23 protein-coding genes, 1 tRNA gene and 1 pseudogene are annotated in these 23,817 nt (G+C 47.6%); 15 read left to right on the forward strand and 10 right to left on the reverse strand.

Annotated elements, in window-relative coordinates:
- The first annotated feature begins 150 nt into the window (after window positions 1-150).
- Together BMY60_RS01175 and BMY60_RS01180 are read left to right on the forward strand one after the other, a co-directional pair.
- On the forward strand, window positions 151-654 hold the full coding sequence (locus BMY60_RS01175) for an RNA pyrophosphohydrolase (RefSeq protein ID WP_090330567.1): 504 nt from the start codon (window positions 151-153) through the stop codon (window positions 652-654).
- 173 nt (window positions 655-827) lie between these two features.
- Window positions 828-1,823, forward strand: coding sequence for a cytochrome-c peroxidase (locus BMY60_RS01180; RefSeq protein ID WP_090330568.1), 996 nt, complete (start codon window positions 828-830; stop codon window positions 1,821-1,823).
- A gap of 73 nt (window positions 1,824-1,896) precedes the next feature.
- Here the strand turns inward: BMY60_RS01180 and BMY60_RS01185 are convergent, their stop codons facing one another.
- On the reverse strand, window positions 1,897-2,163 hold the full coding sequence (locus BMY60_RS01185; protein WP_143057320.1) for a hypothetical protein: 267 nt from the start codon (window positions 2,161-2,163) through the stop codon (window positions 1,897-1,899).
- A gap of 227 nt (window positions 2,164-2,390) precedes the next feature.
- On the opposite strand from BMY60_RS01185, the gene hfq reads away from it, so the two are divergent.
- From hfq to BMY60_RS01225, 8 genes are all read left to right on the forward strand, one after another.
- Window positions 2,391-2,636 carry an RNA chaperone Hfq gene (gene hfq, locus BMY60_RS01190; protein ID WP_090330572.1) on the forward strand — a complete coding sequence of 82 codons (246 nt, stop codon included), beginning with the start codon at window positions 2,391-2,393 and terminating at the stop codon, window positions 2,634-2,636.
- On the forward strand, window positions 2,636-3,814 hold the full coding sequence (gene hflX / locus BMY60_RS01195; RefSeq protein ID WP_090330574.1) for a GTPase HflX: 1,179 nt from the start codon (window positions 2,636-2,638) through the stop codon (window positions 3,812-3,814). Before hfq ends, hflX begins: the two co-directional genes overlap by 1 nt.
- Before the next feature lie 32 nt (window positions 3,815-3,846).
- Window positions 3,847-5,031 (forward strand): FtsH protease activity modulator HflK, encoded by a 1,185-nt coding sequence (gene hflK / locus BMY60_RS01200; RefSeq protein ID WP_090330575.1) that lies wholly within the window; start codon window positions 3,847-3,849, stop codon window positions 5,029-5,031.
- A complete protein-coding gene (gene hflC / locus BMY60_RS01205) occupies window positions 5,032-5,910 on the forward strand; it encodes a protease modulator HflC (protein ID WP_090330577.1) in 879 nt (292 codons plus the stop codon).
- A 261-nt stretch (window positions 5,911-6,171) separates the two neighbouring features.
- Complete coding sequence (locus BMY60_RS01210; RefSeq protein ID WP_090330578.1) at window positions 6,172-6,357, forward strand: DUF2065 domain-containing protein; 186 nt, start codon at window positions 6,172-6,174, stop codon at window positions 6,355-6,357.
- 39 nt (window positions 6,358-6,396) lie between these two features.
- Entirely contained in the window at window positions 6,397-7,548 is a 1,152-nt protein-coding gene (locus BMY60_RS01215) for an ATP phosphoribosyltransferase regulatory subunit (protein ID WP_090330580.1), read from the forward strand.
- A gap of 41 nt (window positions 7,549-7,589) precedes the next feature.
- Window positions 7,590-8,885 (forward strand): adenylosuccinate synthase, encoded by a 1,296-nt coding sequence (locus BMY60_RS01220; RefSeq protein WP_177166537.1) that lies wholly within the window; start codon window positions 7,590-7,592, stop codon window positions 8,883-8,885.
- Window positions 8,886-9,241: 356 nt separating this feature from the next.
- On the forward strand, window positions 9,242-9,898 hold the full coding sequence (locus BMY60_RS01225) for a thioredoxin domain-containing protein (protein WP_090330583.1): 657 nt from the start codon (window positions 9,242-9,244) through the stop codon (window positions 9,896-9,898).
- Between the two features lie 170 nt (window positions 9,899-10,068).
- On the opposite strand, the gene BMY60_RS01230 is transcribed toward BMY60_RS01225, so the two are convergent.
- The 3 genes from BMY60_RS01230 to BMY60_RS01240 form a co-directional block, all read right to left on the reverse strand.
- Window positions 10,069-11,040, reverse strand: a complete 972-nt coding sequence (locus BMY60_RS01230) for a 2-hydroxyacid dehydrogenase (protein WP_090330584.1) — start codon at window positions 11,038-11,040, stop codon at window positions 10,069-10,071.
- Between the two features lie 36 nt (window positions 11,041-11,076).
- Entirely contained in the window at window positions 11,077-11,709 is a 633-nt protein-coding gene (locus BMY60_RS01235; protein WP_090330586.1) for a dienelactone hydrolase family protein, read from the reverse strand.
- 556 nt (window positions 11,710-12,265) lie between these two features.
- On the reverse strand, window positions 12,266-12,649 hold the full coding sequence (locus BMY60_RS01240; protein WP_090330587.1) for a RidA family protein: 384 nt from the start codon (window positions 12,647-12,649) through the stop codon (window positions 12,266-12,268).
- 75 nt (window positions 12,650-12,724) lie between these two features.
- Here BMY60_RS01240 and sbcB point away from each other — a divergent pair, with 75 nt between their 5' ends.
- The 3 genes from sbcB to BMY60_RS01255 all read left to right on the forward strand — a co-directional run bounded on the left by sbcB (window position 12,725) and on the right by BMY60_RS01255 (window position 16,913).
- Window positions 12,725-14,227 carry an exodeoxyribonuclease I gene (gene sbcB, locus BMY60_RS01245; RefSeq protein WP_256250615.1) on the forward strand — a complete coding sequence of 501 codons (1,503 nt, stop codon included), beginning with the start codon at window positions 12,725-12,727 and terminating at the stop codon, window positions 14,225-14,227.
- Between the two features lie 90 nt (window positions 14,228-14,317).
- The gene (ilvA, locus tag BMY60_RS01250) at window positions 14,318-15,829 is read left to right on the forward strand and encodes a threonine ammonia-lyase, biosynthetic (RefSeq protein ID WP_090330589.1); all 1,512 of its coding nucleotides are present in this window, start codon (window positions 14,318-14,320) and stop codon (window positions 15,827-15,829) included.
- A gap of 37 nt (window positions 15,830-15,866) precedes the next feature.
- Window positions 15,867-16,913, forward strand: coding sequence for a hypothetical protein (locus tag BMY60_RS01255; protein WP_090330591.1), 1,047 nt, complete (start codon window positions 15,867-15,869; stop codon window positions 16,911-16,913).
- Between the two features lie 109 nt (window positions 16,914-17,022).
- Here the strand turns inward: BMY60_RS01255 and BMY60_RS16530 are convergent, their stop codons facing one another.
- From BMY60_RS16530 to bioA, 3 genes are all read right to left on the reverse strand, one after another.
- A complete protein-coding gene (locus BMY60_RS16530) occupies window positions 17,023-17,433 on the reverse strand; it encodes an MBL fold metallo-hydrolase RNA specificity domain-containing protein (RefSeq protein ID WP_371264174.1) in 411 nt (136 codons plus the stop codon).
- A 69-nt stretch (window positions 17,434-17,502) separates the two neighbouring features.
- A complete protein-coding gene (locus tag BMY60_RS16535; protein ID WP_371264175.1) occupies window positions 17,503-17,760 on the reverse strand; it encodes an MBL fold metallo-hydrolase in 258 nt (85 codons plus the stop codon).
- A 57-nt stretch (window positions 17,761-17,817) separates the two neighbouring features.
- On the reverse strand, window positions 17,818-19,170 hold the full coding sequence (bioA, locus tag BMY60_RS01265) for an adenosylmethionine--8-amino-7-oxononanoate transaminase (RefSeq protein WP_090330758.1): 1,353 nt from the start codon (window positions 19,168-19,170) through the stop codon (window positions 17,818-17,820).
- A gap of 188 nt (window positions 19,171-19,358) precedes the next feature.
- Between bioA and BMY60_RS16540 the strand changes: the two genes are divergently transcribed.
- Window positions 19,359-19,463 (forward strand): type II toxin-antitoxin system VapB family antitoxin, encoded by a 105-nt coding sequence (locus tag BMY60_RS16540; RefSeq protein WP_371264176.1) that lies wholly within the window; start codon window positions 19,359-19,361, stop codon window positions 19,461-19,463.
- 493 nt (window positions 19,464-19,956) lie between these two features.
- Window positions 19,957-20,980: pseudogene (locus BMY60_RS01280) on the forward strand (DUF2235 domain-containing protein).
- A 302-nt stretch (window positions 20,981-21,282) separates the two neighbouring features.
- Here BMY60_RS01280 and BMY60_RS01285 read toward each other — a convergent pair.
- The 3 genes from BMY60_RS01285 to cysB all read right to left on the reverse strand — a co-directional run bounded on the left by BMY60_RS01285 (window position 21,283) and on the right by cysB (window position 23,712).
- Window positions 21,283-21,375, reverse strand: a tRNA-Ser gene (locus BMY60_RS01285).
- Window positions 21,376-21,450: 75 nt separating this feature from the next.
- Window positions 21,451-22,680, reverse strand: coding sequence for an aspartate kinase (locus BMY60_RS01290; RefSeq protein WP_090330593.1), 1,230 nt, complete (start codon window positions 22,678-22,680; stop codon window positions 21,451-21,453).
- 102 nt (window positions 22,681-22,782) lie between these two features.
- Window positions 22,783-23,712, reverse strand: coding sequence for an HTH-type transcriptional regulator CysB (gene cysB, locus BMY60_RS01295; RefSeq protein ID WP_090330594.1), 930 nt, complete (start codon window positions 23,710-23,712; stop codon window positions 22,783-22,785).
- Window positions 23,713-23,817 lie beyond the last annotated feature (105 nt).

Below are 23,817 nucleotides of genomic sequence, written 5' to 3' on the forward strand. Positions count from 1 at the left end.
TTGCTTATAACAATGAAATAATTCTTGCAATCGAATAAAATATTTGTGTGAGCTGACAGTTTTATTCAACGCTGTTTGCATGATGCTTTTAATCTACAACAAAGTATGAAAAAATCCACACTATTTTAATGGGTCAAATGGATTGTTCGCATGATTGACCGTAATGGATATCGCCCAAATGTCGGTATTATTTTGCTCAATTCAAAAAATGAAGTGTTCTGGGGAAAGCGAATTAGGCAAAATTCCTGGCAGTTTCCGCAAGGCGGCATCAAATCCGGAGAAAGTCCTGAGCAGGCCATGTATCGGGAATTAGCGGAAGAAGTAGGCCTGCTTCCCAGTCATGTTAAGATTATGGGGCGAACCCGGGACTGGTTGCGTTATGAAGTGCCGGAAAAATGGATCAGGCGTGAGTGGCGAGGAAATTATAAAGGGCAAAAGCAGATTTGGTACTTGTTGCGCCTGATAGGTAGAGACAGCGATGTGTCTTTACGCAGAAGCGCTCATCCTGAATTTGATGCATGGCGTTGGAACCAATACTGGGTGGAACTGGATACAGTTGTAGAATTCAAACGTAACGTGTACAAACAGGCGTTGACCGAGCTGTCGCGCCTGCTGGCTGTCAGTGCAGAGAGCGCGTCTGGCAAGTCACTGTAATTCAGTATCGCTGGATTTGGGTGTATGAATCGAACAGCCGCCCTAAAATTGGTGCGCAGAATAATAGAAAAGGGACAGGGGCAACCGCTCCTTTTTTATTGAGTTTCTGTGGTGTATTTTATCTGGCGTAATCGGCTGCGCTTTTTAGCCGTTTGTTTTTAAGGGGATTATCCATGATGATGCGTACACTGGTGGTGTCGCTGCTATCAATCGGCACGCTTGTCGCCGCGTTTAATGCGTCTGCTGTCAATGAGCCGATACAGCCGATCAAGGCTGTTACGCCAGAGAATCCTGAACTGGTTGAGTTAGGCGAGATGCTGTTTTTTGATCCGCGACTGTCTAAGTCTGGCTGGATATCCTGTAACTCATGTCATAACTTGAGCATGGGGGGAACGGATAATATTCCAACATCGATAGGCCATGCCTGGCAACAGGGGCCAGTTAATGCGCCGACAGTTCTGAACGCAAGTATGAATTTAGCGCAATTTTGGGATGGACGCGCAAAAGATCTGAAAGAACAGGCGGGCGGGCCTGTTGCTAACCCTGGTGAGATGGCTTCAACGCATGAATTGGCTGTCAGTATTTTAAATTCAATACCGCAGTATCGAGCAAAATTTGAGAAAGCATTCGGTTCCGATAAAGTGGACATAGATCGCGTGACGACTGCAATTGCTGCATTTGAAGAGACACTGGTTACACCTGGATCCCGTTTTGACAAGTGGCTGGAAGGGGATAAGAGCGCGCTTAATAAGCAGGAACTTGAAGGCTACAAGTTGTTTAAAAGCAGTGGTTGTACAGGATGCCATAATGGTCCGGGCGTAGGAGGAGCACTCTACCAAAAATTTGGCGTTCATCATTCATACAAAACCGATAGCAAAATTGAGGGCCGTAAGGCTGTAACAGGCAAGGATACAGATTTGCATGTCTTCAAAGTACCGATATTGCGCAATATCGAATTGACTTACCCTTACTTTCATGACGGTGCAGTTTGGACGCTTGAAGAAGCTGTCAGAATTATGGGTAAATTACAGCTTGACCGTGATTTCAATAAAAAAGAGATCGATAGTATTGTCGCTTTCCTGAGAACCCTCACGGGAGAACAGCCCGATATTCAATTGCCCATTCTTCCTCCGTCTAATAACGATACACCAAGACCACAACCTTTTTAGGAGTTAAATGGCTTGGTTTGTCTCAAAAAAGGAAGTAAACTATTTTATCAGTATGTTAACACCCCCTAGCACTCTATCCATATGATATTGCCGGGTACAGCGCTACCGTGGTGTTATGCAACAAGGCGCAGCACGCTGGAAAGGGTTGTTCCCTTTCCAGTACTGTAACGCAGTTGCATAACACCACGGTAGCGCCCTGTGGGTGAGCTTGCCAGCGTCCATGGTCTGCGTTGCGCCTTTTGACAATAGAACGGCTATTGCCTGCAAGGCACGCCTTGCCATGGTCACTGACAAGCTCGCTGTACCCGGCAATATCATATGGATAGAGTGCTAGTGGCATTGCCCGGGCCGCACAGTCGGTCTGGGTAAAATTTCGGGATTGGTTACAATTGCCATATTTAACCGATTTGAAAATTGTTTTTAATTGAACATTTTTAATTATTTTGAGGTGCATGATTTGCTAAGGAAGGTTGGTATCCTAAAAAATTTAAGGGATACTGGATTTGCATATCAAAATCAAGTAGAGTCATTATTCCTATAATTGATAATTAAAACAGGGAGCCACGCATGGGTACCAAGGGGCAGTTACTGCAGGATCCGTTTCTCAATATATTGCGCAAAGAACATATTCCTGTATCAATTTATTTGGTGAACGGAATAAAGTTGCAAGGGCATATTGACTCTTTTGACCAATATGTTGTGCTGTTAAAAAATTCTGTGACGCAAATGGTATATAAACATGCGATATCTACTGTCGTTCCTGCAAGGGCAGTTGCCATACCCATTGAAGTACCTGAAACGAGAGATACTTAATGCCTGAGAGTTCGGGTATTCAAAGCGCCCGGGACATGAATGCCGCGATCTTGGTCAATCTTGACTTTGGTGATGGCATGCATTGTGATCGCTTGCAAGAATTACAGCAACTTGCTGTCAGTGACCAGATCAGCGTGCAATTCGTGGTTGAAGGAAAACGCGCTTGTCCTGATCCGAAAACTTACATAGGCAGTGGAAAAGTTACGGAAATTCAACGGTTGCTTGCAAATTCCGAGGCAAATATGGTGATTTTTAATCACGATCTTAGTCCGGCTCAGCAACGAAACCTGATGTTGCAGCTGGATTGCCCCGTAGTAGATCGGACCAGTCTGATCTTGGACATTTTTGCGCAACGGGCTAAAAGCCATGAAGGCAAGCTACAGGTAGAGCTTGCGCAGCTGGAGCATCTGGCAACGCGGCTGGTTCGTGGTTGGACGCATCTGGAGCGCCAAAAAGGTGGCATTGGCTTGCGAGGACCAGGTGAAACGCAGTTAGAGACTGATCGTAGATTATTAAAAAAACGGGTTAAGCTGTTAAAGGAGAAATTAGTACATCTGGAACGTCAACGCAAGGTGCAGCGTCGTTCTAGAAGGCGTTCAAAAGTTTTGTCAGTTTCAATTGTAGGTTATACCAATGCGGGTAAATCAACGTTGTTTAATCGATTGACCCGGTCACAGACCTATGCGGCGGATCAGCTGTTTGCGACACTGGATACGACGACGAGAAAATTATTTATTTCCGAGTGCGGCCCGGTTGTTATTTCTGATACAGTTGGGTTTATACGAGAATTGCCTCATACACTGGTTGCGGCATTTCGGGCTACGCTAGAAGAGACTGTAGAGGCGGATATATTACTGCATGTAGTAGACACTTGCAGTCCAAATAAAGATGAGCAGATTGCAGAAGTTAACAAATTGCTGGCCGAGATAGGTGCAGACAAGATTCCTCAAATTCTGGTGTTCAACAAGACTGATCTGTGTGATTCGCCAACAAAGGGCGTAGGTTTTATGCGGGATGAATATGATAGAATATCCCGCATCCGTCTTAGTGCAAAAACGGGAGAGGGTTTGGAATTTATTAGACAAGCTTTGTCTGAGGTTTTTTCGGAAAAAGTTGAATCAATGAGTGGAAAACAAGCGGAGTATAATAAAATTAAGCGCAGAAGTGCAGTGGTTTAAGTTAATTTTAAACAAATAAAACAGGAAGAATTATGGGTTTAAATGATCCTCAATGGGGAAAAAACAAAGGTGACTCCGGGCCGCCGGATCTGGACGAGGTCTTACGTAACGTCAATAAAAAAATCAATAATATTTTTGGTTCAAAAGAAGAAAAAGGCGGCGGGGGTTCTCGTGGTAAAGGTCCAAGGCAGCACAACCGCGGCAGTATCATTCTGATCTTGGGCTTGTTGCTTGTTGTGTGGATTGCCAGTGGATTCTATATTGTTAATGAAGGTCACCGGGGCGTAGTATTACGTTTTGGCGCGTATGTAGATACCACGCCAGCAGGTTTGCGTTGGCACTTGCCTTATCCGATTGAGCAGGTGGAACTCGTGAATGTCAGCCAGGTTCGTACGGTTGAGATAGGTTATCGTAACAATGTCAGAAGTAAAGTGTTACGGGAATCATTGATGCTGACGGATGACGAGAATATTATTGATATCCAGTTTGCAGTGCAGTATATCCTGAATGATCCGGAAAAGTTTCTGTTCAATAACAGGAATCCGGATGGTGCCGTGTTACAGGCCGCAGAAACCGCGATCAGAGAGATCATCGGCAAAAGTAAAATGGACTACGTACTTTATGAAGGCAGGGAACAAGTTGCGTCGGCTGCCACAGTTTTAATGCAGGAAATTCTTGACCGCTACCAGATCGGTATCGCAATCAGCCGGGTGACCATGCAGAATGCGCAGCCGCCTGAACAGGTGCAGGCCGCATTTGATGATGCCGTTAAAGCAGGTCAGGATAGAGAACGTCAGAAAAATGAGGGTCAGGCGTACGCGAATGACGTAATACCGAGAGCGCGTGGTAATGCGGCGCGCTTATTAGAAGAATCACAAGGTTACAAGGCGCGTGTGGTTGCGAGTGCGCAAGGTGATGCAAGCCGTTTTGAGCAAATTTTTCAGGAATATAGCAAGGCGCCGGGTGTGACACGTGAACGTCTTTATCTGGATATGATGCAGCAGGTTTTATCCAGTACCAGTAAAATCATGATCGACCAGCAAAGTGGCAGTAATCTGCTGTACCTGCCTCTGGATAAGTTGATCGGTATGGGTGGTTCAACGTCTGCGTCGTCACCTGCAAAGAACACGCAACCATCTATGGCGCCTGAGACGATGCCAGATAACAGCATACGGTCGCGGGAATCGTTTCGTGGGCGGGAAAGGGAGATGAGATAAATGAAAAAGTTTACGTCAGTTTTAATGGGTATTGTAGTGGCGGTTGTTTTGCTGGCCACCTCCGCGGTTTATATTGTCGATGAACGTCAACAGGCTATTTTGTTTCAATTGGGTGAGGTTGTGGATGTGAAAACCGAACCGGGTCTGTATTTCAAAATTCCCATCGCGCAAAACGTTCGTTTTTTTGAAAAACGCATTTTAACGATGGATGCGGAAGAACCGGAGCGTTTTATTACGTCGGAGAAAAAGAACGTTCTTGTGGATTTGTTTGTGAAATGGCGTATTGTGGATGTTAAGCAATACTTTATCAGTGTCCGGGGTGATGAGAGTCTGGCGCAGATTCGTTTGGCGCAAACAATTAACGCAAGCTTGCGTGACGAATTTGGTAATCGTACGGTTCACGACGTGGTATCCGGTGAACGGGATATCATTATGGAAATTATGCGTCAGAAAGCAGACGTGGATGCGCGGACGATTGGTGTCGAGGTGATTGACGTACGCCTTAAGCGTGTAGATTTACCGCAGGAAGTGAGCGAATCTGTCTATCGCAGAATGGAAGCCGAGCGTAAGCGTGTGGCGAATGAACTGCGTTCTACCGGTGCGGCTGAGTCAGAAAAGATTCGTGCGGACGCGGACCGGCAACGCGAGGTCATATTAGCTGAAGCTTATCGCGAAGCTCAGACGACAATGGGTGAGGGAGACCAGGAAGCTGCGGCAATCTATGCCGGCGCGTTTAAGGAAGATCCTGAGTTCTATGCGTTCTGGCGTAGTATGGATGCCTACAAGAATTCCTTTAAAGATAAAAAAGATATGCTGGTGTTAGAACCGAACTCGGACTTCTTCAAGTATCTTAAGGATCCAGCCATGACGGCGCAATAACTGTTGGGAGACGATTTTAGCAAATCCTTAATTATTCGATAACGTAACAATATTGTTGTTCAGATGGTATTACTTGTTACCGTATCAAAATAGCGAAACTGATTATTTGTTTAATTTGTTTGCCTCATATCAGTTTATCCATAAAACAATAGGCGCTCGCTAGAGAAGGTATTATAGCTTCCAGATGCGGCGCTTTTGTTTTTATGCCGGTATTAATCAAAATAAATTTCAAGTACAGAATTTGGCGAGGAGAAGTGTTATATGTTTGAGACTTTTCTAATGGCATTTGCACTCATGTTGATTTTGGAAGGCTTGTTACCATTCATATCACCGCGTGTTTGGCGTGAAACATTTAAGAAGTTGACTGAGATTCATGATGGCCAGATTCGTTTTGTTGGTTTGACATCGATGCTGATTGGGCTGGCACTGTTTCTGATAGTGAGTTGATTGTTACTTGCTATTTGATCCATTTCTATCGTTTTAACCATGCGTAATTGGTTATTGCCTGAATACATTGAAGATATCTTGCCTGCTGAAGCGTTGCGCATTGAAATAATGCGGCGGCGCATTATTGATCTCCTTATGGTACATGGTTATCAGCAGGTTTTTCCGCCTTTACTCGAGTATGAAGAATCGTTGTTGACCGGCAGTGGAAGAGATATGAGCCTGCAGATGTTTAAGGTTATAGACCAGCTCAGCGGCAGAATGATGGGGCTGCGCGCTGATATGACACCGCAGGTGGCGCGGATTGATGCGCATTTGCTGAACTGCGACGGTATCACGCGGCTTTGTTATGCGAACAGCGTACTGCATACTGTACCTGCTAGTCTAACGCAAACGCGGGAACCGTTACAGATCGGCGCGGAGCTTTACGGCCATGCGGGTATGGAGAGCGATATCGAAATTCAGCGGTTGATGCTGGCATGCCTTGCAATGGCTGGCTTGAATCAAGTGCATTTGGATCTTGGGCATGTGGCCGTTTTCAGAGGGATCATCAATAATGCCAATATTTCACTAGAAATGGAGGCGGAGTTGTTTGCCGTACTGCAAGCGAAAGATATCTCTACTTTAAAGGAAATTTGCAGTGGGCTTCAGCAAAATATCCGGAGTGCATTGCTTTTGTTACCCGAGCTATATGGAGGTAAGGAAGTTTTAAAGGTGGCAAAGAAACGATTGCCGGTTCAAAAACAAATTGCTTCGGCTCTTGATCAACTCGAGTGGATCAGCGATGAGTTGCAACCAATAGTTGAAACTATTGCATTTGATTTGGCTGATTTACGTGGTTATCACTATCATACTGGAATGGTGTTTGCGGCATACGCGCGCGATTGCTCGAATGCCATTGCACTGGGTGGGCGATATGATGAGATTGGCAAGGCATTCGGAAGATCCAGGCCTGCTACGGGCTTCAGCATGGATTTGCGTGAATTGTCCAGGTTGGTTGAACAGGCGCCTTATCCAAAGGGAATAAGCGCACCGTATGATAAAAAAAACAAAGAACTGGATTCAATAATGGCGCGGTTACGCCAACAAGGGCATATTGTTATTATGGAATTACCAGGGCAGCCAGAAGTTACATTGAACTGCGACAGGCGGCTTGTAATGCGTAACGGTGAGTGGAAAGTTGAACAGATTTGATTCGTGGACGGTTAAAAGATGTATCTAGAAGATTCTGTATGGTGACTAAGAATGTTGTCGTAATCGGCACGCAGTGGGGAGATGAAGGTAAGGGAAAAGTTGTTGACTGGTTGACAGACCACGCACAAGGTGTTGTACGTTTTCAAGGTGGCCATAATGCAGGTCATACGCTGGTGATTGGTGATAACAAAACCGTTTTACATCTGATACCATCCGGAATTTTACGCAATAATGTTATTTGCTACATCGGAAATGGCGTAGTCGTCTCTCCTGAAGCGCTACTGAAAGAAATTGACATGCTCGAGCAGATGGATGTGGGTGTCAATGAACGTTTGCGAATCAGTGAGGCTTGTCCGCTTATACTTCCTTGTCATACCGCACTTGATCATGCGCGTGAACGCGCCAGAGGTGTCGGTAAAATTGGAACGACCGGGCGTGGCATCGGTCCGGCCTATGAGGATAAAGTAGCGCGCCGCGCTATACGGTTGCAGGATTTGTTTCATAGAGACCGCCTGGCTTCGAAGCTAGGTGAAATACTGGATTATCATAATTTCGTTTTGAAAAATTACTTCAATGCGCCAATCATCGATTTTCAGAAAACACTCGATGATGCGGTTATGCAATCAGAACGTATCAGGTCATGGGTTGCAGACATACCTCGATTATTATTTGATGCACATAAAGCGGGTGACAATCTGTTATTTGAAGGTGCGCAAGGCACACTGCTGGATATTGATCATGGGACATACCCCTATGTAACTTCGAGTAACTGTATAGCAGGAGCGGCTGCTTCCGGAAGTGGGGTTGGGCCACAGATGTTGCACTATGTGCTGGGTATTACCAAAGCGTATACAACTCGTGTGGGTTCCGGTCCGTTTCCAACGGAGCTGACCGATGAGACCGGTCATCATTTGGCAGAACGGGGTCATGAGTTTGGTTCGACAACAGGGCGTCCACGGCGTTGCGGCTGGTTTGATGCCGTTGCAATGAAACGTTCAATCCAGATTAACGGGGTGACAGGGTTGTGTATAACAAAACTCGACGTGCTGGATGGCGTCGAAGCACTGAATATTTGTGTCGGTTACCGGTTGAGTAATGGCGAGCGTTCTGATGTGTTACCAGCGGGTGCGGATGACTTGATTGATTGCAAGCCGATCTATGAAGAGATCCCGGGATGGTCGGATTGTACGGTTGGTATTCAGAATTTTGAACAACTGCCCAAAACCGCCCAGAATTATTTAAAAAAAATTGAAGAGATTTGCGAGACTCCAATAGACATGATTTCTACCGGTCCAGACCGCGAAGATACAATAGTTTTGCGTCATCCGTTTAAATAACGAGATTTTGTGAGGTAGCACAACCATGGTCACTTATGGTTGTTATTTGTGCAGCATTCTGATGGATTTACGTATATCTTTAGATAGGATATGTGGTGGCGTGGTAAATTATCTGAAATATGACAGTACAATCTTTATCCAGCTTATTATAAGGAGTCGTCCATAAATAAGTGTTACAGTTATTTATGAACGGCTCCTAAGTATACAGTTTGTAGACAGAGTGCAATTAATTCATGGATTGCATGTATCGGCATTGCTCACGGGTTCGATAGGTATCGTACAACCCGTTTACGTATGAATTAAAACAAATTCAGGCAAGATTTTTATCAAAATCCAATATTGAAGGGCGAGCATGCATGAATAATTTATATCTTACTGATGTGGCTATAGATACCTGGGTGCAGGGTGGTCCGGCTAAGATGGAAGATTTGCTGGGTTCTGTAGTGCTTATTGAAGTTTTTCAGGTAAATTGTCCTGGTTGTTTTTTGTACGCGTTACCGAATGCAATTCAGCTTCATGAAAAATATCGAGATCGTGGTCTTGTGATCATAGGTTTGGCAACTGCATTTGAGGATTATGATAAAAATACGCTGGAAAATCTTCAATTGCTTATCAAGAGCGGGGAAGTGATCGGAGAAACATTCAAAGCACTCAATCAACGCGGATTGTTGGTTGACCAGTCCAGATTGCCATGGACGTTCCCTTTTGCAGTTGGAATGGACCGAATAGCGCCGGATAATGAGCCGGTGACAGAGGATCGGGTGCTGGCTTATGCGCGTCAGCTGCTGGCACAGTTTGACCAGTTTCGTGAGGATCAGCAACAAACGATTAAGAACCAGATTCGGGCTTTTTTTGAACAAAAAATCATGAAAGCCGAAACATTCGAGCGTTTTTCCTTACAAGGAACACCGTCGGCTATTTTGTTCGATCGCAAAGGCGTGCTGCAAGATGTTTCTTTTGGTCAGGCGGCACATAAACAGTCTGCCATTGAACAGTTATTGGTACAGACTTAAATCTGACGAATTAAAGGGTGTCGTCATGTGTTATGTGCAATTCTGTTTGTTTTTCGGATAAAAGGATCAAATTTTTGTGCCGCAGGACATGCCAAAGCATATTCAAGGCGTGAGAATGACGATAATTTTGTTGTGTTGATAAAGTCGATAGTGCTATAAAAAATATTCCCTTACATATCAAGCATATCATCCATGACCTGATTGAACGGTTTGTGATGAAAAAAGTTATGAATATTTTGCGCAATCTGGTTGAGCAGGCGTTGTCGGGATTCTTTGCTGGCCCAGGCAACATGCGGTGTGATGATCAGATTCGGTTGCCGGTATTGCAGCAATAGATTGTCATGCATGGGCGGTTCTTTCCATAAAACATCAAGACCAGCCCCGGCAATACGGCCGTTAGTCAACGCATCGAGCAAATCGGCTTCATTCACGATGGCGCCGCGTGCCGTGTTAATAAGAAAAGCCGTCGGTTTCATCAGGTTCAGCTCACGCTGGCCGATCAGATCGCGCGTATCGTTCAGAAGGGGACAGTGCAGAGTTATAAAGTCAGCCTGTTGAAGCGCAGCGTCGAATGGCATTCTGCCGGGGCGTAAAGGCTGTCCTTTATGTTCGGCGACAAGCACCTGCATCCCGAAAGCGGCCGCAACCATAGAAACCGCTCGTCCTAATTCGCCGTATCCGATAATGCCGAGCACTTTGCCGGACAGTTCCTCGATATTGAAATCAAGCGGGCAGAAATGCCTGCTGGTCTGCCAGCGTCCGTCTTTTACCAGTTGCCGGTACGATTCAAAATTACATGATAGATTCAACATCAGCATGAAAACATGCTGTACTACGGACGGCGTAGCATAGCCTCTCACATTGCAGACCGGGACGTTGCGTTCGGCTGCTGTCGCCAGGTCAATATTGTTATAACCGGTCGCTGCAATACAGATTAACTTAAGCCGGTTTGCGTAAGTGATGATATCGCGAGTCATCGAAAATTTATTACAAACCACGACTTCCGCATCTTTGATGCGTTCAGCAACCTGATCGGGATCGGTTTCATCGTAAAACTGCCAGGGTGATATGGCCTGCTCCAGCGCAGTGCAATCCATGTCGCCTCGAGTCACAGAACCGAAATCGAGAAAAACTGCGGCCATCAAACAATCCTTTGCAAATTTAGTAGTTAAAAATGATTATTTCAGGTGTTTCAAAAACCAGTCGGCTGCATGTTGCGCCGCTTGTTCGAGCGTGCCGGGTTCTTCAAACAAATGTGTTGCGCCAGGAATCAGTGTTAATTCTTTTTCCCATTGCAGTGAAGCGAAGGCCTGCTGATTCAACTCAATGACACCGTAATCCGCCCCGCCAACGATCAGCAGCGTTGGTGCCGCGACGCTGTTTAAGGCGGCCTCGCTGGCCAGATCCGGGCGGCCGCCACGCGAGACCACTGCGAAGATCTGTGTACCCATATCGGCCGCGGCCTGTAACGCAGCGGCAGCGCCGGTGCTTGCACCGAAGTATCCCGGCGGCAGTGCCTTTGTGTCTTGATGGGTCTGCAACCACTTCGTAGCGACGAGCAAGCGCCGCGTTAAAAGTTCGATATCGAAACGCATTGAATATTGCTGATCTTCATCGTGCGTCAGCAAGTCGAACAACAGCGTGCCGATACCATGTTGTTGCAGTATCTGCGCAACGAACCGGTTACGCGGACTCAATCGGCTGCTGCCGCTGCCGTGCGCAAATAACACAACGCTTCTGGCGGCGTGCGGTAACACCAATTCGCCATTCAGTTCGACCGAGTCGTTTACAGAAATTTTGACTGCGCTCATTTTACACTCCTCTTTTGCGATAGAGATGGCATGTCAGTGATCGATATGACCCGGTATTCAAGATCTGGATCAGATCGGTTTTTATGTGAATCGGTTGTAATGGTGTCCGGCTATCAGTCAACAATCTGTCACAACGTGCAAGATTAACAGATTGCCGCCATTGCGTCTTCGCGAATGGGTGAATGGCCGAGTGAGTTCGGCGTGTAAAAGACACAGGATATCCTGTAGATAATGCTTGACGGAAACGGACAGGATGGGTTTTACTTGGAGTTTTAATAAAAAAATGTTTTAAGCAAACGTCGAGGGGAGAAAACATTATGAAAAAATTAGTAATTATTGCGTTGTGTATTTTTATTCCGGGTTACATTTACTTGATGATCAAATACTTCTAATGATAGTCAGGTAAAACTGTTGCACTAGTCCGGAAGGAGCCGCACGCCGCTGCCGGAACGTTGGTTGAGTTGAGTCGATTAATATCCATGATCGTAAATGGCGTGCTGACTAGCCAACCAGTCAGGTTGGTTCTTATTCCGGTACGGTCAGCGGTTCTGCCAGATTAATCGCCACAATACGCGGTAACCTGGATTTCGATTTTCATTCTGGGGTCGGACAAACCCGCTGTCAGCATCATTGCCGAAGGCCGGACATCACCAAAATATTTGCGCGTAACTGGAAAGCATTTGGGAAAGTCCTCGACATTCGGTAACACATAAGTTACGCGCACGACATCCTTTATACTGCTCCCGGCCTCGCGCAAAGCGGCATCGATATTTTGGAAGCACTGCTCGGTTTGCTCCAGCAAGTCGCCGGATATGGTCATTGTGCTGTAGTCAAACCCTGTGGTGCCGGATACCATGACCCAGTCGCCGGCCCGCACGGCCCGGGAGTAACCGATTTCCTGTTCGAACGTGGAGCCGGAACTGATGCGTTGACGCGCCATAATAAGCTTCTCCTTTAATACGTTTTGGAAAGTGTCACTATAATGTGATTGGCGCAGGATTTCAAAACAGTTTCGATGAGTAACAAACGGAAAGACCTGTCAATGACGACAACGCTGTACTGGCATGATTACGAGACATTCGGTGCAAATCCCAGAGCTGATCGGCCTGCTCAGTTTGCCGGCGTGCGCACCGATGAAGCGCTCAATGAAATAGGTAAACCGCTGGTGATTTATTGCAAGCCGCCACGCGATATTCTGCCGCAGCCCGCCGCCTGTCTGATTACCGGTATTACACCGCAGCTGACTGATACGCAGGGCCTGCCCGAGTCCGAATTCATTGATAAAATTCACACCGAACTGGTGCGGCCCGGTACCTGCGGTAGCGGATACAATACCTTGCGTTTCGACGATGAAGTTACGCGGCATACGCTCTACCGGAACTTTTTCGATCCGTACGCGCGTGAATGGCAGAATGGCAATACGCGCTGGGACATTATCGACCTGGTGCGCATGACATATGCGCTGCGTCCGTCAGGAATAGAGTGGCCGCAACGCGAAGCGCAACAGGAAAAACAGACTGAACATGATGTAGTGAACCTGGTGCCGAGTTTTCGGCTTGAAGATCTGACAGCGGCAAATGGCATTATGCATGGCGCCGCACATGACGCCTTATCCGATGTGCGCGCCACAATCGGTCTGGCCAGATTGCTGCATAACCGTCAGCCGCGTCTGTATCACTGGCTTTTCCAGTTGCGCTACAAACGCCGTGCAGTTGAATTGCTCGATGTGGCGCGGCATACGCCGGTGGTTCACAGTTCACGCATGTATCCGGCAAAAACCGGCTGCACTACGCTGGTTATGCCGCTCGCCGTTGAAACGGACAATCAGAACAGCTTTCTGGTTTACGATTTACGCCACGATCCTGAAGAATTTCTGGATCTCGATATTGCAGCATTGAGCCAGCTGCTGTTTACACGCACGGGAGATCTTCCCGATGGTGCCAGGCGCCTACCGGTCAAGTCGGTAAAAGTCAATAAATGTCCAGCGCTGGCACCGCGCAATACGCTGAATGCACAGGCGGCTGAACATATTGAAATCGATCTCGGCAGCTGTCAGCGGCATTGGCAAAAACTTGCCGGCCACTGTGCGCAAACCGATTTTGCGCAGCGGATCGCGCTTGCCTATGGCAGCAAAACATATGAATTAACTGGTGATGTCGATTTGGCGCTGTATGACGGATTCATCGATCAGGCCGACGTGCCGCTGCTTGCACAAATCCGGCGTTCCTCGCCGCAGGAGCTGGCCCAGGCGCGGTTCGATTTTCATGACCGGCGGTTGCCGGAATTGCTGTTTCGTTACCGTGCCCGCAACTGGCCCGCTACATTGTCACTCGAAGATACGCAACGGTGGCAACGACTACGCCGCCAGCGATTGCTGCAGACGCCGGGCAATGATTTGACGCTGGATGCGTACCGCGCGCAGATAGCCAGTTTACGTCATGACAATGCTGATAATGTGAAAGCGCTGGAAATACTCGATGCATTGTCGCGCTGGGGTAACGACCTGATGAATTTTTGATCATGCCGTGTCATGCTAAAATCTGTAACTTAAAATTTACGCGTTGTTAAAATAAATAAACCTGATTCCTTGCGATTGTTCCAGGCGGTTATGAAAAAAAATTATCTAGAAAGCATTCTGACAGCACAAGTGTATGATGTAGCGAATGAAACGCCGTTGGAAAATATTCCCAATCTGTCTGGGCGCATTCACAATCAGGTGCTGCTCAAGCGCGAAGACCTGCAGCAGGTGTTTTCATTCAAACTGCGTGGCGCTTACAACAAAATGCTCAAATTATCACCGGAAGTGCGTAACCGCGGCGTAGTGGCGGCTTCCGCGGGCAATCATGCGCAAGGTGTAGCGTTGGCGGCGAAAAAACTCGGTTGCAGCGCAACCATTGTGATGCCGGTGACGACGCCGCAGATAAAAGTGCAGGCCGTAATGATGCGCGGCGCCACAGTGGTGCTGTATGGCGATTCTTACAACGATGCCTATGATCATGCAGTAAAATTGACTGAATCGCAACAGGCGACGTTTATTCATCCGTACGACGATCCGGATGTGATCGCCGGCCAAGGCACTATCGGCATGGAAATCCTGCGCCAGCATACCGGAAGAATTCATGCGATTTTTGTACCGGTGGGCGGCGGCGGATTGATAGCAGGTATTGCAGCCTATGCCAAAAGGCTGTATCCGGAAACCAAAATCATCGGTGTGGAGCCGGTCGATGCCAATGCGTTGTATCGTTCCTTGCAAAGTGGGCGCCGCGTCAGGCTCACACAGGTCGGATTGTTTGCCGACGGTGTTGCTGTCAAACAGATTGGCAAAGAAACGTTCCGTTTGTGCCGTGAATTTGTCGACGAGGTGATACTGGTCGATACCGATGCAATCTGTGCAGCGATCAAGGATGTGTTCGAGGATACGCGCAGTATTCTCGAGCCGTCCGGTGCGTTGTCGATCGCCGGTTTGAAGGCGTATGTCGAACGCGAAAATATTTTGCATGAAACTCTGATTGGCATTGCAACGGGTGCCAATATGAATTTCGACCGCTTGCGCCACATATCCGAGCGTGCGGAAATCGGTGAGCATCGCGAAGCCGTGATGGCGGTCACCATTCCGGAAAAGCCGGGAAGTTTTAAGAAATTTTGCAATTTACTGGGCGCAAAAAGCATTACCGAATTTAATTACCGTTACGCCGATGCCATTGAAGCGCATGTGTTTGTCGGCGTTTCGGTACGTAACCGCGAGGAAACCGAGAAATTGATTGCGGATTTGCAGAAAAGCGGGCTGAACACTGAAGATATGAGCAACAACGAAATGGCAAAGCTGCATATCCGCCATCTGGTTGGCGGTCATGCGCCTGAAATCGAAAATGAGATACTGTACCGGTTCGAGTTTCCGGACCGGCCCGGCGCGCTGATGGATTTTTTGGATGCCATGAGTCATAACTGGAACATCAGCCTGTTTCATTACCGTAATCACGGCGCCGATTACGGGCGTGTACTGATCGGCATCCAGGTGCCGCCAGAAGAAAAATCCGATTTCAAGGCATTTCTTGATCAACTTGGTTACCGTTACTGGGACGAGAGTAAAAACCCGGCGTATAAGCTGTTTCTGGGCTAAAAATTACATATCATGAATTAGATGGGAGAGTCATACAATGAATGAATATATTGCGGAGTTACCGGATTTGTTTTCCGTAGGTGCGCTGGTTGAAAGAAGCTGGCTGGAAATTGCGCTAATTGTGACGCCGACGATTCTCCTGATTTTTGTATTGTTCGGCTATATTTCTTTTGTCAAAACCAAGTTTTTACAATGGACGATCTATACAGCCTGCCTGGTGCTTGCCGTGATTTACATGCCTTATGAGTTAATGCGGCAGTCGACGGAAATGTCCAGGGCGCAGGCGAATGTGGATGAAATGCATAGCACGCTGCAGGAATTTCTCGACACGGCCAATCTGGGCTATATGAGCAGTCTGAACAACGAGGCGGTGGCCGCCGAGGTGCTCGATGAACTGGTCGACGGCCTGGGTGCGCGTGAAAAGAAAGAATTAATCGTGATTTCCTGGCTCATGGCGGAAAACGAGAAACAGGCGCTCGGCCAGATTGATGACAAACAGAGACTGCTGGCCGATGCAATTAAAACGAGTGTGAGCACAGCGAAAAGCGAGATTATCGATTCCAGAGCGCCCGTGGAGAAGATTTCCAGTGACGTTGTCAAGCGGCTTGAAACGGATGTCAATCATTTACTGGAAGAAAAAATGAATGGATTCAAGCAGGAAATTGATAACACACTAGACAGTTTCGAGAGCGGCATCAATACCTTTATCCACACCGAATTGGAAACCTATAAAGAAAAGCTTGCCGAAATTACTCAACAGAACGTCGAGGAACTCAGGGATTATTCCAGCAAGGCCAGTCAGTCAATCGCCCGTCATGTCAAACGGATCAACCAGGAATCCCTGCAAAGGCTGGATGAAACCCAGGTCAGCCTTGACGGTATTGGCGCAGCGATCGGTAATATCGATCTGCAGGCTGTGATCAATCAGATTGTACAGCTTTCCGCCAAGCTGGAAACTGCGCAGAAAAAAAATGATATTCTGTTCGAATATAGCGAGTGCATGCGGTCGACGGGCATGCTAGATCTCGGCGGCAAGAAAGGCGAATGCAAGGCAGCGCTGGAAAGCGCGCTGGCTGGTTTGTAGGCTTGCCCGGCTGTACAGCGTGACAACCGGCTTTTGTTCGGGTATGGCAACATTCTGCCAGTGCAGCGTGTCCTGAATGGCCGTTGCTAATGAGGTTGCGTTGCCTGGTTCACCATGCACCACGAATGTTCGGGCTGGTGTTTTTAAAATGGCCTAGCCAGTCCAGCAGCGCTTTCTGGTCAGCGTGCGCGGACAATCCGCCGATGGTGTAGATTTCTGCCCTGACGACGATGTCCCGGCCAAAAATTTTGACAACCCGGGCGCCGTCAACGAGCCTTCGGCCGAGTGTTCTGGCGGCCTGGAATCCGGTAATGATGATGCTGCATTCCGGCCGGTTAAAATTATATTTGAGATGATGCTTGATGCGGCTGGCATCGCACATGCCGCTTGCGGAGATGATAATCGCACCTGCTGGATCGTGTTCAGCCGCATCGATTCCTCGGCATCCTGAATAAACCGGATACGCGGTATTGTAATTGACGCTGCGCAATTGTTTGAGAAAATTCTCAGTTTGCGCCACGGTGTACAACGGTGCGTATTCCTGCAACGCGCTGTTCGAGCGATTCCGGCTGCGCCGGGTTTTGTTGCGCTATTCGGTTTCCTTCTCCTGAATATGGGCGCTGCCCTTGAGTATTGCATGCAGTAAATCGATGGTCGCCGAGGTGGTGTAAACAGGCCCACTGAATCCCCAAGCGCTCAATCGCGGCAGTAGACCGGAGTGATCGATGTGCGCGTGCGCGAGCAATACGCAATCAATAGTTTCCGGGTCAAAATTAAACGCTGTGCGGATTTTTTGTCCGCTTCGCGTCCGTCCTGAAACATGCCGCAATCGACGAGTATGCGCCAATCTTCGTTTCCAACAGGTAGCAGGAGCCGGTAACTTTTCCCGCAGCGCCAAGAAATGTCAATTGCATACGGTATCCAGTATCTTTAGCGTACCGGTGACGAGCAGGTCGATTTCATCTTCGGTGATAATATACGGCGGCATGAAATACACCGTATTGCCCAGCGGGCGCAACAGCAGGCGCTGCTTCAGGCCGGCCTGGAAAAACTGCTGTGAAAACTGCAAGTCATCTGTTTCCACTTCAAACGCCCAGATCATGCCGCAATTGCGGAAATTGCTGACTTTTGGATGCGAAGACAGTGTTGTGGCGGCATTGTTGAGATGGGTTGCCCTGGCTTTGTTGGCTGCAAGTATATTGTCCTGTTCAAAAATGTCGAGCACCGCCAACGCCGCGCGGCAGGCCAGCGCATTGCCGGTATGCGTGTGCGAGTGCAGGAACGCATGCGCAGGCGTGTCGCCGTAGAAGTTCTGGTAAATGGTGTCAGTCGTCAGCACCACGGAAATCGGCAGATAACCACTGCTGAGCCCTTTTGCCAGGCACAGAAAATCGGGTGTGATACCGGCCTGTTCGCACGCAAACATGGTGCCGGTACGGCCGAAACCGACCGCGATCTCATCGGCAATTAGATGCACCTGATATTTGTCGCAGATTTCCCGCGCGCGTTTGAGATAGACTGGGTGATACATGCCCATACCCATCGCACCCTGAATCAGCGGTTCGATAATCAGCGCAGCGGTTTTGGCATGGTGTTGCGCCAGATGCGCTTGGAGCGCGTCGGCGGCGCGCAGCGCGTAATCTTCGGCCGATTCGCCTTCATCGGCAAAACGCCAGTCCGGCGTCATCACGTGTGCGCACGGACGCAGCAATGGCGCATAGGTTTTTTTGAAAATCGCCACATCGGTGACCGACAGCGCGCCCAGCGTCTCGCCGTGATAATCGTTTTGCAGACTGACAAATTGCGTCTTGTCGGGTTTTCCGGCCAGCTGCCAATAGTGAAAGCTCATTTTCAACGCAATTTCGGTTGCCGAAGCGCCGTCGCTGGCGTAAAAACAGTGACCGAGATCGCCGGGCGTAATAGCTTTCAACCGTTCGGACAGCGCGATTACTGGTTCATGCGTGAACCCGGCGAGCATGACATGCTCGACTTTTTCCAGCTGGTCGTTAATCGCTGCGTTTATGCGCGGATTGGCGTGCCCGAACAGGTTCACCCACCAGGAGCCGATCGCGTCCAGGTAGCCGTTGCCGTCCGCATCGTACAGCCACACGCCGCTGCCGCGCACAATCGGCACTAATGGAAACGTTTCATGCGACTTCATCTGCGTACACGGATGCCAGACGGATTGCAGACTGCGCTGCTGGAAGGGAGAAACTGCTGAAGCAGTGGATTCGGGCGCGGGATTTGTGATGGACATAGGCGGATTTTTTGAGTGAATAAAGTTAAGATCAGTTGAATCAATCACGCGATAGTAAACTGAATCAGACGCAGTTTCCAGTTCGGTTGATTGCTGAACGGGCAATTCAGATAGCCTCTGGATCCAGGTTTGATAGATTTATGTGTATACTTGTGCAACAGAATGCACATGAAATGAGGCTTTTTCGAATGCGCACCAATATTGTTATTGACGATGAATTGATGAATGACGCCATGCGTTTGACGGCGCGAAAACCAAACGCGAGGCGGTCGAGCTTGCGCTCAAATCATTAATTCTGCTTGAAAGCCAAAAGAAGATTAAGCATTTCCGCGGGAAATTAAAGTGGGAAGGCAATCTGGAAGCGCTGAGGACTGATCATTGATTTTCGCCGGTTCCAGTGTCTGGATTGATTTTTTCAATGGGAAGGATACGCCGGAAACCAAAAAAACTGGATACACTCCCGGGTGCTTTTCCGATTTACGTTGGCGGCATCGTTTTGACGGAAGTATTGCAAGGTTTCAAAAACAGCCGGGACTTCAGTGCAACCAGAGGTTATTAACTGCTCTGGCTATTATAAATGTGCTTGGCACGTTCATAGCGATCAAAAGCGCAGAATACTTACGTACTTTGAGAAAAAAAGAATTACCGTCAGAAAGGCGGTAGATGTCATTATTGCGGCATTTTGCATTGAACGTCGTCTGCCGCTTCTTCATGCCAACAGGGATTTCGATTCTGCCGTCTGGGCGATCCAGAGTAAATGTGTCATATGTTTTGAAGGAGCAAAAAATGAAACGAATCGTAATCTGTTTTGACGGCACCTGGAGCAAGCCTGCCGATGAAGGCTTTCCTGCTGAAGAACAGATTGAAACCAATGTAAGCAGGTTTTATAAATCCGTCAAAGAACTGGCATCTGATCATGTTAAGCAGGTCAAGTGGTATGACGAAGGTGTTGGTACGAACTGGTATGACAAATTCCTGGGGGGGCGCATTTGGAACCGGTCTTGAATTCAATATCTTTCAAGGTTATGAATTCCTTGCCAGGGAGTATCAAGATGGTGACGAAATTTATATCGCTGGTTTCAGCCGCGGTGCTTATACGGCGCGAAGCCTGGTTGGCCTGATTAGGAACTGTGGTTTGATTGATCCGAAATATCTTCCTGTCAATGCTGCAATTGCGTACGGTATTTATCGAACCAGAGGAGATAAACCCGATTCCCGCACTGCAGCGTTTTTTCGTTCAAAATTCTCACGTCAGATTAAAATAAAGTTTCTGGGTGTCTGGGATACTGTCGGCGCATTGGGTATTCCGCTTGATATTATCCAGGAATTTAACCTGGAATTTTATGAATTCCATGATACCAAGCTCAGCAGTATTGTCGAAAACGCCTATCACGCGGTGGCGCTCGACGAGCACCGGAAACATTATGACGTGTCATTGTGGAGCCCGGATAAAATGCCGCAGCAGAAGATTGAACAACGCTGGTTTGTTGGATCTCATAGTGATGTTGGCGGCGGTCACAAAGATCGTGCATTATCGGATTTATCGTTACGCTGGATGCAGGATAAGGCAGGCGCAGCCGGACTAGACCTTGATTATGCGCATGTTGGAAATGAGAACTACCTTGGTAGGCTAACGGATTCATACAAGGAATTTCTAGGGGGCATCTATTCGCACAAATATGCCCGGAATTATCGGGCGGTCAATACCACTCAGTATGGAAACGAAACAATCGACGAATCTGTTAACAAAAGGCGCAAACAAGATCGAAACTATGAGCCTAGAAACAGCGGTTTGTTAGATAGTGATTGAGCTGGACGAGTTTGTTGGCTGGAATGAGCGGCAGTCAGTCTGTTTTCCTGATTTCAGGATAATCGATCCGGATGCCGCTCTCGGGCGCGCTTTTATCAGAGTTAAATACAAGAAAATATGGTTTTCCCTGTTAATCAACCCGCATAGACTACGGTGATTTGAACGGTTGGGCAACCGCATGGCAGCGCTAAGACCCGTATTTTACTCAGGTTTTCAATATTGCCGGAGTTGAGGGCTTCGAGCCGAAAAAACACCATTGCCTTTCAAGGTGTTAGGCTGTTTTTCAGGGAACCGGATTGAACTGGCGGAGAGAGAGGGATTCGAACCCTCGATGAGGCTATAAACCCCATACTCCCTTAGCAGGGGAGCGCCTTCGACCACTCGGCCATCTCTCCAAATTAGAGCTGAAGCAGGATAACGGGTTGCGTTATTACGGTCAAATCTTGCTCAGTGGCTCTATTGTATAGAAATTACAGTACTTGTTCCAGGTCAAATGCTTTATGTAGTACGCGTACAGCAAGTTCCATATATTTTTCATCAACGACGACAGATACTTTGATCTCAGAAGTGGCGATCATCTGGATATTGATTCCTTCCTCAGCCAAAACACGAAACATTTTGCTGGCAATGCCTGCATGCGATCGCATGCCTACACCGACAACGGAAACTTTTGCAATCCTGTCGCCGCCGATGACATCGCGGGCACCGATATGCGGTTGAATTTTTTCACGAATGATATTCATTGTGTTGTTAAAGTCATTACGGTGAACAGTGAACGAGAAATCGGTTAAGTCATCATGACTGACGTTTTGAATAATCATGTCCACATCAATATTGGCATCCGCAACCGGCCCAAGTATCTGGTAGGCGATGCCAGGATGATCGGGAACACCTAAAACAGTGATTTTTGCTTCGTCCCGGTTAAATGCGATACCCGAAATTACCGGCTGTTCCATATGCTCATTTTCCTCAAAAGTTATCAGTGTGCCTGGCCCTTCTTCTTCAAAGCTGGATAAAACTCTCAACTTAACTTTATATTTACCCGCAAATTCAACCGCTCGTAACTGCAATACTTTTGAGCCAAGGCTGGCCATTTCCAGCATTTCTTCGAATGTAATACGATCAAGACGTCTTGCTTCAGGTACAACACGCGGGTCGGTAGTGTAGATGCCGTCTACATCCGTATAAATCTGGCATTCGTCCGCTTTCAATGCGGCAGCAAGCGCAACACCCGTGGTGTCAGATCCGCCGCGCCCTAATGTGGTTATATTTCCATGCTGATCAACACCCTGAAATCCGGCGACGATGACAACATGTCCATTGTCGAGATCAGTGCGGATTTTGTCCTGGTCTATGTTCAAAATGCGGGCTTTGGTGTGGGCGCAGTCTGTCAGTATTCTTACCTGTGCGCCGGTGTAGCTTTTAGCCTTGACTTTCAATGCCATTAAAGCCATTGAAAGTAACGCAATCGAAACCTGCTCTCCAGTCGATACCATGACATCCATTTCACGTGGATCCGGATTGTTCTGAACTTCCCGGGCCAAAGCGATCAACCTGTTTGTTTCGCCACTCATAGCCGAAACAACAACTATGATCCGGTGTCCCTGTGCATGGAATTTAGCCACCCTGCGGGCAACATTCCTGACGCGCTCGGTGCTTCCAACAGAAGTGCCACCATATTTTTGAACGTAAAATGCCACAGATTACTGATCCATTCTTTCGTAATGAATCCCCGATAAAAAACGCAAGATTTTACACTTTTCTTTGCCGAATTACTAATTTGTAATTGCCGACTCAGCCAGTCAAACTGCGCCTTGCTTTAGTTTTTCCTGAATGCTGTTTTTGTTCAGATGCGGCGCAAACATTTCAATAAAATCAAAAACAAAGCCTTGTAAATAACTGTTGCGGCTGATGCCAATCCGCGTTGTGCTGGATTCAAACAGGTGACTTGCATCAATTGCTTCAAGGTGCTTGTCGCGTAAGGGATCAAAAGCCATTTTGGCCAGGATGCCGATACCCAGACCCAGTTCCACATAAGTTTTAATGACATCTGAATCAATTGCGGTTAATACAACGTTTGGGGTCAGACCTTTGCTTTCGAATGCCTGATTGATTTTGGAGCGACCGGTAAATGCAAAATCATACGTGATTATGGGGTGCTGGCTGATTGCTTCGAGTGTCAGTTTTTTTTTCTGTAACAGGGAATGTCCGGGTGGTACGACGATGCAACGATTCCACTGATAGCATGGCAACATTATCAGTTCGTGAAAATGCTCAATGGCTTCAGTGGCGATGGCGATATCCGCTTCACCTGAGGTGACCAGCGCGGATATTTGAGTAGGACTGCCCTGGCGCAAAATAAGCCGAACTTTGGGGTGAATCGCGGTAAACCGCTTGATTACGGGAGGAAGAGCGTAACGTGCCTGTGTGTGGGTCGTTGCAATGGTTAATGTCCCCTTGTCTTCGTGTGTAAATTCCTGCGCGGCCTTTTTCAGATTTTCAGCTTCTTGCAGCACCTTGCGTGCAATGTGAAGAATGGTGAGGCCGGGTGGCGTGATTTGTACTATACGTTTGCCGTTACGGATAAAAATCTGTACTCCGAGCTCTTCCTCGAGCAGTTGTATTTGCTTGCTGATAGCCGGTTGCGACGTATGCAGTTTTTGTGCGGTTTTAGACAGGTTAAGTTGATGATTCGCCGCTTCGCACAGGTAGCGTAATTGCCGGAGTTTCATTTGAAGTTTAATTTTAGTAATAAAAAGTTATAATAATGTAACATAATATTATTTTGAATTATATAAAGAACTTGATACTATGCCGCCTTTTCCAAAAAAACCAAA

It is taken from the genome of Nitrosomonas sp. Nm51 (genome assembly GCF_900111165.1).
Classification (GTDB): domain Bacteria; phylum Pseudomonadota; class Gammaproteobacteria; order Burkholderiales; family Nitrosomonadaceae; genus Nitrosomonas.